10 protein-coding genes and 5 pseudogenes are annotated in these 13,426 nt (G+C 69.2%); 4 read left to right on the top strand and 11 right to left on the bottom strand.

The annotated features are described in order from the left end of the window. Window positions 1-265 precede the first annotated feature (265 nt). From ACWCQK_RS37705 to ACWCQK_RS37685, 5 genes and pseudogenes are all read right to left on the bottom strand, one after another. The gene (locus ACWCQK_RS37705; protein WP_451163069.1) at window positions 266-1,951 is read right to left on the bottom strand and encodes a ribonuclease J; all 1,686 of its coding nucleotides are present in this window, start codon (window positions 1,949-1,951) and stop codon (window positions 266-268) included. Between the two features lie 143 nt (window positions 1,952-2,094). Then, entirely contained in the window at window positions 2,095-2,994 is a 900-nt protein-coding gene (dapA, locus tag ACWCQK_RS37700) for a 4-hydroxy-tetrahydrodipicolinate synthase (protein ID WP_451163067.1), read from the bottom strand. A 211-nt stretch (window positions 2,995-3,205) separates the two neighbouring features. Then, window positions 3,206-3,655 (bottom strand): annotated as a pseudogene (gene thyX, locus ACWCQK_RS37695) (FAD-dependent thymidylate synthase); the annotation flags it as partial. Window positions 3,656-3,658: 3 nt separating this feature from the next. Beyond that, a pseudogene (locus ACWCQK_RS37690) lies at window positions 3,659-4,405 on the bottom strand (HNH endonuclease); the annotation flags it as partial. A gap of 159 nt (window positions 4,406-4,564) precedes the next feature. Further along, a pseudogene (locus ACWCQK_RS37685) lies at window positions 4,565-4,855 on the bottom strand (FAD-dependent thymidylate synthase); the annotation flags it as partial. Window positions 4,856-5,063: 208 nt separating this feature from the next. Here ACWCQK_RS37685 and ACWCQK_RS37680 point away from each other — a divergent pair. After that, entirely contained in the window at window positions 5,064-5,303 is a 240-nt protein-coding gene (locus ACWCQK_RS37680; RefSeq protein ID WP_451163065.1) for a hypothetical protein, read from the top strand. A 126-nt stretch (window positions 5,304-5,429) separates the two neighbouring features. Then, the gene (locus ACWCQK_RS37675) at window positions 5,430-5,987 is read left to right on the top strand and encodes a hypothetical protein (RefSeq protein ID WP_451163063.1); all 558 of its coding nucleotides are present in this window, start codon (window positions 5,430-5,432) and stop codon (window positions 5,985-5,987) included. Between the two features lie 167 nt (window positions 5,988-6,154). Here ACWCQK_RS37675 and ACWCQK_RS37670 read toward each other — a convergent pair whose 3' ends face one another. From ACWCQK_RS37670 to rpsO, 5 genes are all read right to left on the bottom strand, one after another. Next, complete coding sequence (locus ACWCQK_RS37670) at window positions 6,155-6,592, bottom strand: tetratricopeptide repeat protein (protein WP_385789648.1); 438 nt, start codon at window positions 6,590-6,592, stop codon at window positions 6,155-6,157. Between the two features lie 20 nt (window positions 6,593-6,612). After that, complete coding sequence (gene dapB, locus ACWCQK_RS37665) at window positions 6,613-7,365, bottom strand: 4-hydroxy-tetrahydrodipicolinate reductase (protein WP_451163061.1); 753 nt, start codon at window positions 7,363-7,365, stop codon at window positions 6,613-6,615. 41 nt (window positions 7,366-7,406) lie between these two features. Beyond that, entirely contained in the window at window positions 7,407-8,786 is a 1,380-nt protein-coding gene (locus tag ACWCQK_RS37660; RefSeq protein ID WP_451163059.1) for a M16 family metallopeptidase, read from the bottom strand. Continuing rightward, window positions 8,783-11,008, bottom strand: coding sequence for a polyribonucleotide nucleotidyltransferase (locus ACWCQK_RS37655; protein WP_451163057.1), 2,226 nt, complete (start codon window positions 11,006-11,008; stop codon window positions 8,783-8,785). The genes ACWCQK_RS37660 and ACWCQK_RS37655 overlap by 4 nt, the downstream gene beginning before the upstream one ends. 340 nt (window positions 11,009-11,348) lie before the next feature. Beyond that, complete coding sequence (rpsO, locus tag ACWCQK_RS37650) at window positions 11,349-11,636, bottom strand: 30S ribosomal protein S15 (protein WP_143640166.1); 288 nt, start codon at window positions 11,634-11,636, stop codon at window positions 11,349-11,351. Window positions 11,637-11,899: 263 nt separating this feature from the next. Here rpsO and ACWCQK_RS37645 point away from each other — a divergent pair, with 263 nt between their 5' ends. Beyond that, entirely contained in the window at window positions 11,900-12,196 is a 297-nt protein-coding gene (locus ACWCQK_RS37645) for a DUF397 domain-containing protein (protein WP_451163054.1), read from the top strand. Between the two features lie 200 nt (window positions 12,197-12,396). Here ACWCQK_RS37645 and ACWCQK_RS37640 read toward each other — a convergent pair. Beyond that, window positions 12,397-12,903: pseudogene (locus ACWCQK_RS37640) on the bottom strand (PQQ-binding-like beta-propeller repeat protein); the annotation flags it as partial. A gap of 388 nt (window positions 12,904-13,291) precedes the next feature. Here ACWCQK_RS37640 and ACWCQK_RS37635 point away from each other — a divergent pair. Then, a pseudogene (locus tag ACWCQK_RS37635) lies at window positions 13,292-13,372 on the top strand (SCO5717 family growth-regulating ATPase); the annotation flags it as partial. Window positions 13,373-13,426: the final 54 nt, after the last annotated feature.

Here is a 13,426-nt window from a genome sequence, read left to right as displayed (position 1 = left end):
TGCGTTTCCGACTCTATCAGATCTTTTCTCGACCCGATTTCCTCGGTGCTTTCCAGGTTTCCGCTTCCGCGTTTCCCTTTCCGGCGACTCCGACTTTATCAGAGATTCTGAGTCGGAATTCCCGCCCCGCTCGGGGACTGGTTCCGGTGCACGAAGCTACCGGGTTCCCGTTCTGGCGGAGCCGTAAACGTACTGGAGCGGGGCTCCTCGATGCAAATCGAGGAGCCCCGCTCCAGGTTCACGCGTACGAGGGGTCGTACGCGGGTCAGACCTCGACCACGACCGGGAGGATCATCGGCCTGCGCCGGTAGGTGTCCGAGACCCACTTGCCCAGGGTCCTGCGGATGAGCTGCTGCAGCTGGTGCGGCTCCACCACGCCGTCCTGGGCCGAGCGCTCGAGCGACTCGATGATCTTCGGCGCGACGGCGCTGAAGGCCGAATCGTCGATGCCCGAGCCGCGGGCCTGGATGTGCGGGCCACCCGTGATCTTGCCGGTCGACGAGTCGACGACCACGAAGACCGAGATGATGCCCTCGTCCCCGAGGATCTTGCGGTCCTTCAGGGCCGGCTCGCCGACATCGCCGACCGAGAGGCCGTCGACGTAGACGTATCCCGCCTGGACCTTGCCGGAGATCTTCGCCTTGCCCTCGATCAGGTCGACGGCGACGCCGTCCTCGGCGATGACGATCCGGTCGTGCGGGACACCCGTCAGAGCGCCCAGCTCGGCGTTGGCGCGCAGATGGCGCCACTCGCCGTGCACCGGCATCAGGTTCTTCGGGCGGCAGATGTTGTAGAAGTACAGGAGCTCGCCCGCGGACGCGTGGCCCGAGACGTGCACCTTGGCGTTGCCCTTGTGAATGACGTTCGCGCCCCAGCGGGTCAGACCGTTGATCACGCGGTAGACCGCGTTCTCGTTGCCGGGGATCAGGGACGACGCCAGGATCACCGTGTCGCCGTCGACGATGCGGATCTGGTGGTCCCGGTTGGCCATGCGGGACAGGGCCGCCATCGGCTCGCCCTGTGAACCCGTACAGACGAGGACCACCTCGTGGTCCGGGAGGTCGTCGAGCGTCTTGACGTCCACGACCAGGCCCGGCGGGACCTTCAGGTAGCCCAGGTCCCGGGCGATGCCCATGTTGCGGACCATGGAGCGACCGACGAAGGCGACGCGGCGGCCGTACTCGTGCGCCGCGTCCAGGATCTGCTGGATCCGGTGGACGTGGCTGGCGAAGCTGGCCACGATGATCCGCTTGTTGGCGCTCGCGAAGACCTGGCGCAGGACGTTGGAGATGTCCCGCTCGGGCGGAACGAACCCGGGTACCTCGGCGTTCGTCGAGTCGGCGAGGAGGAGGTCGATGCCTTCCTCGCTCAGACGTGCGAAGGCGTGGAGGTCCGTCAGGCGGTTGTCCAGCGGGAGCTGGTCCATCTTGAAGTCGCCCGTGTGGACCACCATGCCGGCGGGGGTCCGGATAGCGACCGCGAGGGCGTCCGGGATGGAGTGGTTGACCGCGATGAACTCGCAGTCGAAGGGGCCGATGCGTTCGCGGTTCCCCTCCGCCACCTCCAGGGTGTACGGGCGGATGCGGTGTTCCTGGAGCTTCGCCTCGATGAGAGCGAGGGTCAGCTTGGAGCCGATCAGGGGGATGTCCGGCTTCTCCCTGAGGAGGTACGGGACACCACCGATGTGGTCCTCGTGACCATGGGTGAGGACGATGCCCTCGATGTCGTCGAGGCGGTCCCGGATCGACGAGAAGTCCGGCAGGATCAGGTCGATTCCGGGCTGCTCCTCCTCCGGGAAGAGCACTCCGCAGTCGACGATCAGCAGGCGGCCGCCGTACTCGAAGACCGTCATGTTGCGGCCGATCTCACCGAGACCGCCGAGTGGGGTGACGCGCAGACCGCCTTCGGGAAGCGGCGGGGGCGAACCGAGTTCAGGATGCGGATGACTCAAAAGACTCTCCTCACCACACGCGCCACGTACCGACAGGGCACGTGGCGCGCGTGACGTTCGTGCAGAAGCAGTTGTCATTGTGGGGTGCGGGCGCCGGAGGCCCGCCTATTCAGTTGTGAAGCCTGGTGGTGCAAAGTCTGTTGTCAGAGCTGTACCCCGCCGGCGGCAAGATCGATCTTGAGCTGAGCGATCTCCTCCGGCGTGAGCTCGACCATGGGCGGCCGCAGCGGTCCGGCGGGCAGTCCCTGGAGGGCGAGCGCGGCCTTGGTGGTCATGACGCCCTGGGTGCGGAACATGCCCGTGTAGACGGGAAGCAGCTTCTGGTGGATCTCCGTGGCCTTCTGGACGTCTCCGGAGGTGTACGCCTCGATCAGGGTGCGTAGCTCGGGCGTCACCACGTGGCCGACGACCGAGACGAAGCCGACCGCGCCCACGGACAGCAGGGGCAGGTTCAGCATGTCGTCGCCCGAGTACCAGGCGAGGCCCGACTGCGCGATTGCCCAGCTGGCGCGGCCGAGGTCACCCTTGGCGTCCTTGTTGGCAACGATCCGCGGGTGTTCGGCGAGCCGGACCAGCGTCTCGGTGTTGATGGGGACGCCGCTGCGGCCGGGGATGTCGTAGAGCATGACCGGCAGCTCGGCGGCGTCGGCCACCGCCGTGAAGTGCCGGTACAGGCCTTCCTGCGGGGGCTTGTTGTAGTACGGCGTGACGACCAGGAGGCCGTGTGCGCCGGTTCGCTCGGCGGTGCGGGCGAGCTCGACGCTGTGGTGGGTGTCGTTGGTGCCGACGCCGGCCACGACGTGGGCGCGGTCGCCGACCGCCTCCAGCACGGCTCGTACGAGATCCGATTTCTCCGCGTCGCTCGTGGTGGGGGACTCGCCGGTGGTGCCGTTGACGATCAGGCCGTCGTTGCCTGCGTCCACCAGGTGGGTGGCGAGCCGCTGTGCGCCGTCGAGGTCGAGTGCGCCGTCCGCCGTGAACGGCGTGACCATGGCGGTGAGGACCCGCCCGAAGGGGGTCTGCGGAGTGGAGGTCGGAGCCATGGGTAACACGCTACTCGCTGCTCAATGCGGGGTCTGCCCTTGGGGGGCGCGGAAAGTCCTGACAAATGCGGAGCCCGGCACTGCCTGCTCGGGGGTTCAAGCAGTGCCGGGTCCGTTTGATCAGGCTAGATGAACTTCTCCAAATGCCGCAATACGGACACTTCGCCCGACTGACCCGCACATGTGTGCCCGGCAGGCGAACAAGGCTTCGTTACGGGGCCACCCGGCCGTTGGCGTTGAAGGCGGCGTACGTGAGCGGCATGAGCGCGGCCCACTCGGCCTCCATCTTCTCGCCGACCATCTCGATCTCCCGCTGCGGGAAGGACGGGACCTTGGCCAGTTCGTGCTGGGTGCGCAGGCCGAGGAAGTGCATCAGCGAGCGGGCGTTGCAGGTGGCGTACATCGAGGAGAACAGGCCGACGGGGAGCACCGCGCGGGCCACCTCGCGGGCGACTCCGGCGGCGAGCATCTCCTGGTAGCGCTCGTACGCCTGGATGTACGACTCCTGCATCGAGCGCTCCACGATCTCCTGCTGCGCTTCGGTGCCGTCGACGAACACGTACTTGCCCGGGCGTCCCTGCTGGACCAGCTTGCGGTCCTCGCCGGGGACGTAGAAGACGGGCTGAAGCTCGCGGTAGCGCCCGGATTCCTCGTTGTAGGAGTTGTGGACGACGATGCCGTTCGCCAGGAAGTTGTGCCAGGGGCCTTCCACGGTGAGGTCGTACGTCATCTCCTCGCCGTCGTCCTCGATGGACACGATCGGGTCGGCGACGGCCACGGAGACCTTGCCGTCGTGACCGGCGAGCTTGTGCTCCTCGGCGCTCTTGGCCGCGTGGCAGGGCTCGCAGGCGGGTGCGAGGTTGCGCTCGTCGAGGGCGCGGGTGAGGTCCTCGGTCACCGGGACGACGTGGTCGAGAGCGAGGTCCGCGCGCGGGAAGGACCCGCCACAGAGGTGGCAGGTGTCGCTCTCCCCGATCAGACGGTCGCGCTGCATCGAGGTCCAGACCCCCACCCCACGGCGCAGGCTCGGCGGAACGAGATCCCCCGCGGAGTCGGACGTGGTCCCGGCGGCCATCACCGCGTCGCCCACCGCGAGCTCGCCGGCCTTCCGCCAGCCGTCCGGGGTGAGCACCGCGTGGTCGACGGTGCTGCGCAGGACCTTCCCGCTCGCGGTGGTGATCCTGATCAGGGCCTTGACGCCCGACTGGATGACGTCGAGGATCTGGCCGCTCCGGGCCGTCAGCGTCTCCTCGTCGTAGCAACGCACCTGCGTGCGACGGAGCGGTTCGAGCTTGCGCAGCCGGGTGGAGGGGTGCAGTTCCCGGAACTCCGCGACGGCGGAGTCGGCCGCCTCCCGGTTGTCGTACAGCCCCAGGTGGTGGGTGGTCTCGTCGCGGCGGACCTGCGCCATCCACTTCCCGGCGCCGGCGTGCCAGGTCACGCCGCCCGCCGAGTGCGGCAGCCGGTCCTCGACATCGAGATGCCACAGCCTGTGGAGATCCTCGATCGAGCGGCGCCTGAGTGTCCCCGCCTCGCTGACCAGCGTGATCTCCGTGTCACCCGCCACGCACCAGCCCACCCGGTGCCGCATGAACTCGCGGAAGACGAAGATCGGGGCGCTGATGAAGAACGTCATCGAGTTGTGCTCGAAGGGGCTGCCGTGCCGGTCCCGCATCAGGTAGTTGATCAGGCCCTTGGACCGCTCGGGGTCCTTCGTGAGCTCCTCCAGGGACTGCTCGCCGGCGGTGGAGACGCGGGCGGCCCACAGGACGTCGGAGTCGGCCGCGCTGTGCTTGACCAACTCGACGGTGACGTCGCTGCGGAAGCTGGGCTTGAGGTCGTCGGCGGGTGTGTCGGTCACGGCTCGGCGGGTCCTTCCATCACTTCTCTCGGGCGGCGCCCACTCTACGGGCCGCCCCGACATCGGGGCGTTCGATGCCGGGCCGCGACATCTTTGGAGAACTTCTGTCAATTCAGTGAAACCTGGCACCAAAGGAGGCATTCGCTCGTCTGTATCGGTGAGAGCGATTCGTTCGACCCGCACAGCCCCCAGAGGAGAAGCAGTACCTATGTTCCGTCGGCGTGAACCCGTGCCGTTCGCCTTCCTCGCCGAAGCCGACAGGTTCCGCAGCAATGTCACTCCCCCGCCCGGTGAGCGGGCGTCCTTCGGTCAGATGGCCGGGCGCTGGCTGCTGGGTGTCACCATCGTCGCCGGGCTGGTGGGCGCCCTGGTCATCGGGATGCCCGCGCTGTCGCTGGACCACTCCGCGACACAGCCTCAGCAGTCACAGGCGTCCCAGGGACGCTGACGCACCCCCGGTCACCGGCCCACGAGGCGGTGGGGCCCCCTATGGCCCCCCAAGGGTGGTGAGCGGTCACACAGGCGGATAGCCTCACCGGGCACAGCCCATGCATGGAATGAGTGAGGACCAGCCGTGCCCCTGCCCTTCCTGACGGCCGACCGCACCTTCGAGGCGACCGACGACAGCGCGCTTCCCTACGACGACCGCGACCGCTGGCGGCGGCCCTACCGGCCCGGCCCGTGGCGCGTGGGCTTGGCGGCGCTCTGTCTGCTGCTCGCCTCGTACGTGCTGTTCGCGGCGGTCATCATCGCCCTGACCGACTCGCCGTCCGCCGCCGCCGCTGTCTTCGCGACGGCGCTGCTCATCATCGCCGTCGCGCTGCGCCTGCTGCGCGTGGGCGTGTGGGTGAGCGCGGCGGGCCTGCGCCACGTGGGATTCCTCGCCACGCGCACGGTGGCCTGGGACCGGGTCGTCGCCGTGCGGACGGTCCAGCAGCCGGTGCGCTGGCTCGGGCTGCCCCGGACGGTCCAGGGCCAGGCCCTGACCCTGGTGCGCAACGATCGTGCGGCGACCGAGGTGCCGCCGCTGCTGACCACGCACAACGCGGACTTCCTGGCGCGTCCCGAGGCGTTCGACCGGGCCGCGGACAGCGTCGAGGTGTGGGCCGACGAGTACGGCCGCGGCGCCTGACGGTCCGGGTGATGTCCCGGTCCCGGAGATCGAGGTCCGGGACCGGTTCCCTGGTGTCGTCCCGGTGTGCTGGTGTCGTCCCAGGGTCCGGGTGATATCCCGGTTCCGGTGATGTGCCGGCTCGCGGTGACCCGGTCGCGGTGGTCCCGCGCGGGTCACCGCGCCCCTCACCTGCCGCGCAGGGCGATCGCGCGTTGCATCGCCTTGCGGGCGCGCGGGGTGTCGCGGGCGTCGTGGTAGGCGACGGCGAGGCGGAACCAGCTGCGCCAGTCCTCGGGGGCCACCTCCGTCTCGGCCTTGCGCCTGGCGAAGACCTCGTCGGCCGAGTCACGGTCGATGCGGCCGCCGGGGGTGCGCTTCAGCTCGTCGACGGGCAGACCGCCCTCGGCGTCGAGTTCGGCGGCGAGCCGGTTGGCCCTGCGGACGAACTGGGTGTTCTTCCACAGGAACCACAGGCCGATCACCGGCAGGATCAGGACCGCGACGCCGAAGGTGACGGTCAGGAGCGTGCCGGACTGGATGAGCATGACGCCGCGGCTGCCGACTAGGACGAAGTAGAAGACCAGGACGGCGGCCGTGACGGCGTACGAGAGCATTGCGCGCATGGTGTCGTCAGCGCCCGGGCTCAGCCGAGGTCCAGGAAGTGCTCCAGGCCGAAGGTCAGGCCCGGAGTGGTCACCACACGACGGACACCCAGCAGGATGCCCGGCATGAAGCTGCTGTGGTGCAGGGAGTCGTGGCGGATCGTGAGGGTCTCTCCCTCGCCGCCGAGCAGGACCTCCTGGTGGGCCAGGAGGCCGCGCAGCCGGATCGCGTGCACCGGGACGCCGTCGACGTTCGCCCCGCGGGCGCCGTCCAGTGCCGTGGCGGTGGCGTCCGGGGCCGGCGCGGAGCCCGCCTCGGCCCGTGCCCGGGCGATGAGCTGGGCGGTGCGGGTGGCGGTGCCGGACGGCGCGTCCACCTTGTTCGGGTGGTGCAGTTCGACGACCTCGACCGACTCGAACCAGGGCGCGGCGATCTGCGCGAACTTCATGGTCAGGACGGCGCCGATGGAGAAGTTCGGCGCGATGAGCACACCCGTCCGCGGAGACGCGGCCAGCCAGTCGTTCAGCTGGGCGAGGCGGTCGTCGGTCCAGCCGGTGGTGCCGACGACGGCGTGGATGCCGTGCCGGACGCAGAAGTCGAGGTTGTCCATCACCGAGGCGGGGGTGGTCAGTTCGACCACGGCCTGGGCGCCGGCCTCCGTCAGCGTCTCCAGCTTGTCGCCCCGGCCAAGGGCGGCGACCAGCTCCAGGTCCGCGGCGGCCTCGACCGCCCGTACCGCCTCGGACCCGATGCGGCCGTTCGCACCGAGGACCGCCACGCGCAGCTTGCTCATCTGTCTTGCTTCCTTACCGAGGGAGTGGGCGACCGGGGGCGTCAGGCGACGGCGTCGTGCAGCCGCGCGGCCTGCTTGTCCTTCAGCGGGCCGATGACCGACAGGGACGGGCGCTGCCCCAGGATGTCGCGGGCGACCGACCGGACCTCGTCCGGGGTCACGGCGGCTATCCGGGCCAGCATGTCGTCGACGGACATCTGCTCGCCCCAGCACAGCTCGCTCTTGCCGATACGGTTCATCAGCGCGCCTGTGTCCTCCAGGCCCAGGACCGTGGAGCCCTGGAGCTGGCCGACGGCGCGGCCGATCTCGTCGTCGCTGAGCCCGTGCTCGGCGACCTGGTCGAGTTCGTCGCGGCAGATCTTCAGTACGTCGTGCACCTGGCTCGGCCGGCAGCCCGCGTACACGCCGAACAGGCCGCAGTCGGCGAAGCCCGAGGTGTACGAGTACACGCTGTAGGCCAGGCCGCGCTTCTCGCGGACCTCCTGGAAGAGCCGGGAGGACATGCCGCCGCCGAGGGCGGTGTTCAGCACACCGAGCGCCCAGCGGCGGTCGTCGGTGCGGGCCAGGCCGGGCATGCCGAGGACGACGTGCGCCTGCTCCGTCCTGCGGCCGAGCAGTTCGACGCGGCCCGCGGTGCGGATGGTGCGCCGGCCGTCGCGCGGGGCGATGGGCTCGGCCTCCGGGTTGCGGAAGGCGCCCGCCTTCTCGAACGCGGCGCGCACCTGGCGTACGACCTTGTGGTGGTCGATGTTGCCCGCGGCCGCGACTACCAGGTGGGTCGGGTCGTAGTGCTTCTTGTAGAAGCGCCGGATGCGGTCGGCGGTGAGGGCGTTGACCGTGTCGACCGTGCCGAGGACCGGGCGGCCGAGGGGGTTGTCGCCGAACATCGTGTGCGCGAACAGGTCGTGCACACAGTCGCCCGGGTCGTCCTCGGTCATCGCGATCTCTTCGAGGATCGCGCCGCGCTCCACGTTGACGTCGTCCTCGACGATGAGGGAGCCGGTCAGCATGTCGCAGACGACGTCGATGGCGAGCGGCAGGTCGGTGTCGAGCACCCGCGCGTAATAGCACGTGTACTCCTTGGCCGTGAAGGCGTTCATCTCGCCGCCGACCGCGTCGATGGCGGAGGAGATGTCCAGCGCGCTCCGGCGTGACGTGCCCTTGAAGAGCAGGTGCTCCAGGTAGTGCGTGGCGCCGTTCAGGGACGGGGTCTCGTCGCGCGAGCCGACGTGCGCCCAGATGCCGAAGGTCGCCGAGCGGACCGAGGGCAGGGTCTCGGTGACGATGCGCAGGCCGCCCGGGAGGGTGGTCTTGCGGACCGTGCCGATGCCGCTCGTGCCCTTGACGAGGGTTTGGGTACGGGCGACGGCCCGCGCCTCCGAGGAGGTGCGGGCCGTCGCCGTGGAGCTACTCGACGTCACTTGTCGGTGTCGTCCTTCTGCTCGTCGTCGTCGCCGTCGCTCTCGCCCTCGATCACGGGGATGAGGGAGAGCTTGCCGCGGGAGTCGATCTCGGCGATCTCGACCTGGACCTTCTGGCCCACGCCGACGACGTCCTCGACGTTCTCCACGCGCTTGCCGCCGGCGAGCTTGCGGATCTGCGAGATGTGCAGCAGACCGTCCTTGCCCGGGAGCAGCGAGACGAACGCGCCGAAGGTGGTGGTCTTGACGACCGTACCCAGGTAGCGCTCGCCGACCTCCGGCATGGTCGGGTTGGCGATGCCGTTGATCGTGGCGCGGGCGGCCTCGGCGGCCGGGCCGTCGGAGGCACCGATGTAGATGGTGCCGTCGTCCTCGATCGTGATCTCGGCGCCGGTGTCCTCCTGGATCTGGTTGATCATCTTGCCCTTGGGGCCGATGACCTCGCCGATCTTGTCCACGGGGATCTTGACGGTGATGATCCGCGGGGCGTTCGGGGACATCTCGTCCGGCGTGTCGATCGCTTCCATCATCACGTCGAGGATGTGGAGGCGGGCGTCACGGGCCTGCTTGAGGGCCGCGGCCAGGACGGAGGCCGGGATGCCGTCCAGCTTGGTGTCGAGCTGGAGGGCGGTCACGAACTCCTTGGTGCCGGCGACCTTGAAGTCCATGTCGCCGAAGGCGTCCTCCGCACCGAGGATGTCGGTGAGGGCGACGTAGTGCGTCTCGCCGTTGATCTCCTGGGAGATCAGGCCCATGGCGATACCGGCGACCGGGGCCTTGAGGGGCACACCGGCGTTCAGCAGCGACATGGTGGAGGCGCAGACCGAGCCCATGGACGTCGAGCCGTTGGAGCCGAGGGCCTCGGACACCTGACGGATCGCGTAGGGGAACTCCTCGCGCGTCGGCAGCACCGGCACGATGGCGCGCTCGGCGAGGGCGCCATGGCCGATCTCGCGGCGCTTGGGGGAGCCGACGCGGCCGGTCTCACCGACCGAGTACGGCGGGAAGTTGTAGTTGTGCATGTAGCGCTTGCGGGTCACCGGCGAGAGGGTGTCCAGCTGCTGCTCCATGCGGAGCATGTTCAGGGTGGTGACGCCCAGGATCTGGGTCTCGCCACGCTCGAACAGCGCCGAGCCGTGCACGCGCGGGATGGCCTCGACCTCGGCGGCGAGCGTACGGATGTCCGTGACGCCGCGGCCGTCGATGCGCTTCTTCTCCTTGATGACGCGCTCACGGACCAGGGACTTGGTCAGCGAGCGGTACGCGGCGGAGATCTCCTTCTCGCGGCCCTCGAACTCCGGCAGGAGCTTCTCGGCGGCGAGCGTCTTGACGCGGTCCAGCTCGGCCTCGCGCTCCTGCTTGCCCGCGATGGTCAGCGCGGAGGCCAGCTCCGGGCGGACGGCGGCGGACAGCGCCTCCAGGACGTCGTCCTGGTAGTCGAGGAAGACCGGGAACTCGCCGGTCGGCTTGGCGGCCTTCGCGGCGAGGTCGGCCTGGGCCTTGCAGAGCACCTTGATGAAGGGCTTCGCGGCGTCCAGACCGGAGGCGACGACCTCCTCGGTCGGCGCCTCGGCGCCGCCCGCGACCAACTGGATGGTCTTGTCGGTGGCCTCGGCCTCGACCATCATGATCGCGACGTCGCCGTCCTCCAGGACGCGACCGGCGACGACCATGTCGAAGACGGCGTCCTCGAGCTCGGTGTGCGTCGGGAACGCGACCCACTGGCCGTTGATCAGCGCGACGCGGACGCCGCCGATCGGGCCGGAGAAGGGCAGACCGGCCAGCTGCGTGGACGCGGACGCGGCGTTGATCGCCACGACGTCGTACAGGTGGTCGGGGTTGAGCGCCATGATCGTGGCGACGACCTGGATCTCGTTGCGCAGGCCCTTCTTGAAGGACGGGCGCAGCGGACGGTCGATGAGGCGGCAGGTGAGGATGGCGTCCTCGGACGGCCGGCCCTCACGGCGGAAGAAGCTGCCGGGGATCTTGCCGGCGGCGTACATCCGCTCCTCGACGTCCACCGTCAGGGGGAAGAAGTCGAGCTGGTCCTTGGGGTTCTTGGAGGCGGTGGTGGCCGACAGCACCATGGTGTCGTCGTCCAGGTACGCCACTGCGGAGCCGGCGGCCTGCTTGGCCAGGCGGCCCGTCTCGAAGCGGATGGTGCGGGTGCCGAAGGCGCCATTGTCGATGACGGCCTCGGCGTAGTGGGTCTCGTTCTCCACTAGCGTTTTCTCCTCGTCTTCGTCCCTCCTCGCCCGTGTGGCGGGGGGACGGTGGCGGAGAAGCGCTCCTTCTGGTGCGGGCCGGTCTTCGATCGAAGCACCCGGGGCTCGCTTCCCCCCGGGGGCCACTACCGAGGACCGGCGGCGGCGAGGTGCGCTTCTCCTCGTTCGGTGTGCGTGATGACGCCCCACCCGGTACGGGTACGGCCTATCACACGGTGTCGTACGTATTGCGTTGTGCTACCACACTACAAAGCGCCAGTGACACTCCGCACGTTTCCATACGTACGGCAAAGGGAGCGGTCCCGATCGTTTCGGGAACCGCTCCCTTCACGGCGTCTTACTTGGCGCCCGCGGCACCACGACGGATGCCGAGGCGGTCGACCAGCGCACGGAAGCGCTGGATGTCCTTCTTGGCCAGGTACTGCAGCAGGCGGCGACGCTGACCGACCAGGATCAGCAGACCACGACGGGAGTGGTGGTCGTGCTTGTGGGCCTTGAGGTGCTCGGTCAGGTCCGAGATCCGGCGCGACAGCATGGCGACCTGGACCTCGGGGGAGCCGGTGTCGCCCTCCTTGGTACCGAACTCGCTGATGATCTGCTTCTTCGTAGCGGCGTCGAGCGACACGCGTACTCCTCGTAGTCTCTGAGTAGCCACCGAGTGCCCCTGGTCCACATCTCAGGGGAGCTTCCGTTACTCGGGAGGCGGGGATCCGCTGGGCGCGGCCTTCAGAGCGATGCTCCGGGGGCGCGTACACAAACGGCCGTCATCCAGAGTAGCAGCAGGCGGGGGTCCTCCTCGCCGGGGTCTCCGAACCACCCGAACGCCGCCGCGGCGGCCACTAGGGTGAACGTCTGGATCATCCGCACGTCGGAAGGGGGCGCTTCGCCATGGCGGAGGAAGTGAGCGAGGACGTCAAGGCGCGCAAGGCGCGGGAGCGGGACGAGCTCTACGCGCTCGACATCGCGGACGTCGAGTGGCACGGCGCGCCCGGCACGGAGGAGCACGAGGAGCGGGTCGAGATCGCGTATCTCCCCGCCGGTGCGGTGGCCATGCGCTCGTCGCTCGACCCCGGCACGGTACTGCGGTACACGGAGGCGGAGTGGCGGGCCTTCGTGCTCGGCGCGCGGGACGGGGAGTTCGATCTGGAGCCGGCGCCGCACAATGGCGGGCTCGACGTGGAGTGACGTACGCCTACGGTGGCGAACGGTGGAGAAGGGGCGGCACGCGTGCGTGTGCCGCCCCTTCCCGCTGCCGCCGTCCGTCGCGTCGGTGCCGGCCGTGACCGGTGACCGTCAGTGCCTGAGGCCCGCGCTCCCCACCCCGAGGGTGCTGAGCTGTTCCACAGCTGCCTGCCGTCCTTCATGTCGTACGCCACCGAGCTCCGCCCCCAGGCCACGGCGACGACTCCCTCGGTCAGGGTGAGGTCGGTGTCGGGGACGTACGCGAACTGCGCCGCGGGCATCTTCTTCCGCCACAGGTTCCTGCCGGTGTTCAGGTCGACGAACACCACCTGGCCGCAGACGCCTTCACCCTCCGCGCCCTCCGGCCGCGGAGGCTGGAGGACGACGGCGGTACGGCCGTCGGCGGTGACGTGCCGACTGGTGGCGCAGAGATGGCCGCCCAGTTGGAGGGGCCAGGCCGTCTCGTCGTACTTGGGCTTGATCCGGTAGCCCTCGATCCGGTCGCCACGCCTCTGGCGAGGATCCTGTCGGCGGCCCAGGTGCCGGGCGCGTAACGAGGGTTGGTCCCGGTGTACTTGGCGAGGTTCTCCCCGGCCGAGCAGCTTCCTACGGCGCCGGTCGCGGGCCGCCCGGTCGGCGGCCGGGGCGGATTGGGTATGGACGGAAGGCAGTACTCCGAAGCTCACGCGTCGGTTTCCTTTTCCGCTCATCCGGGGGGGCGGACCTGTCCCGCGCTCGCCATGACGGTCAATCCTCTTACGGGGCAACCCGGTTAAGGCACGGCAACGATCAGCTCGCTTCACCTTCTGTCCCGCTTGTTCACGAATGTCGCTCGGTTTGTTCACCGATACGCAGGCTGCGTACGGAACTTCCGGGCAGGCTGTGACGCAGTGGGCAGGCGCTCAGGGGTGGACGGGCCTGACAGGGCGGGGCTTGCGGTGATTAGGCTGGGACCGGGAGCGATGCCAGAACCCGTGGACCGGGCGTCGGCGTCCCAGGGGGAGAGCCGGTTCATCGGACGACCTCGAACGACTTCGGACGACGAGAAATGGTCGCCCCGGCACGGCATGGGGGTTCTCGACCACACCAGGAGGAACTGTGAGCAGCGATCGGGACGGGATCCGCGGGGGCTGGGCCACACCCGGCGATGACCAGCCCGACGCCGAGTCCGACATCGAGATGACGGGCGAGTTCACCATCGACTACGCGCCGCCTGCCTGGTACACGCAGAAC

The organism is Streptomyces sp. NPDC002306 (assembly GCF_053593435.1).
The sequence above is the reverse complement of the archived record's forward strand: the minus strand, read 5'-3'. Positions and strand labels throughout refer to the sequence as shown.

Bases quoted from the DNA above. Each gene is read 5' to 3' on its own strand.
- dapB (WP_451163061.1), bottom strand. From the start codon at position 7,365: ATGAGCAAGCTGCGCGTGGCGGTCCTCGGTGCGAACGGCCGCATCGGG.
- ACWCQK_RS37645 (WP_451163054.1), top strand. From the start codon at position 11,900: ATGGCGGAGGAAGTGAGCGAGGACGTCAAGGCGCGCAAGGCGCGGGAG.
- dapA (WP_451163067.1), bottom strand. From the start codon at position 2,994: ATGGCTCCGACCTCCACTCCGCAGACCCCCTTCGGGCGGGTCCTCACC.
- ACWCQK_RS37680 (WP_451163065.1), top strand. From the start codon at position 5,064: ATGTTCCGTCGGCGTGAACCCGTGCCGTTCGCCTTCCTCGCCGAAGCC.
- ACWCQK_RS37670 (WP_385789648.1), bottom strand. From the start codon at position 6,592: ATGCGCGCAATGCTCTCGTACGCCGTCACGGCCGCCGTCCTGGTCTTC.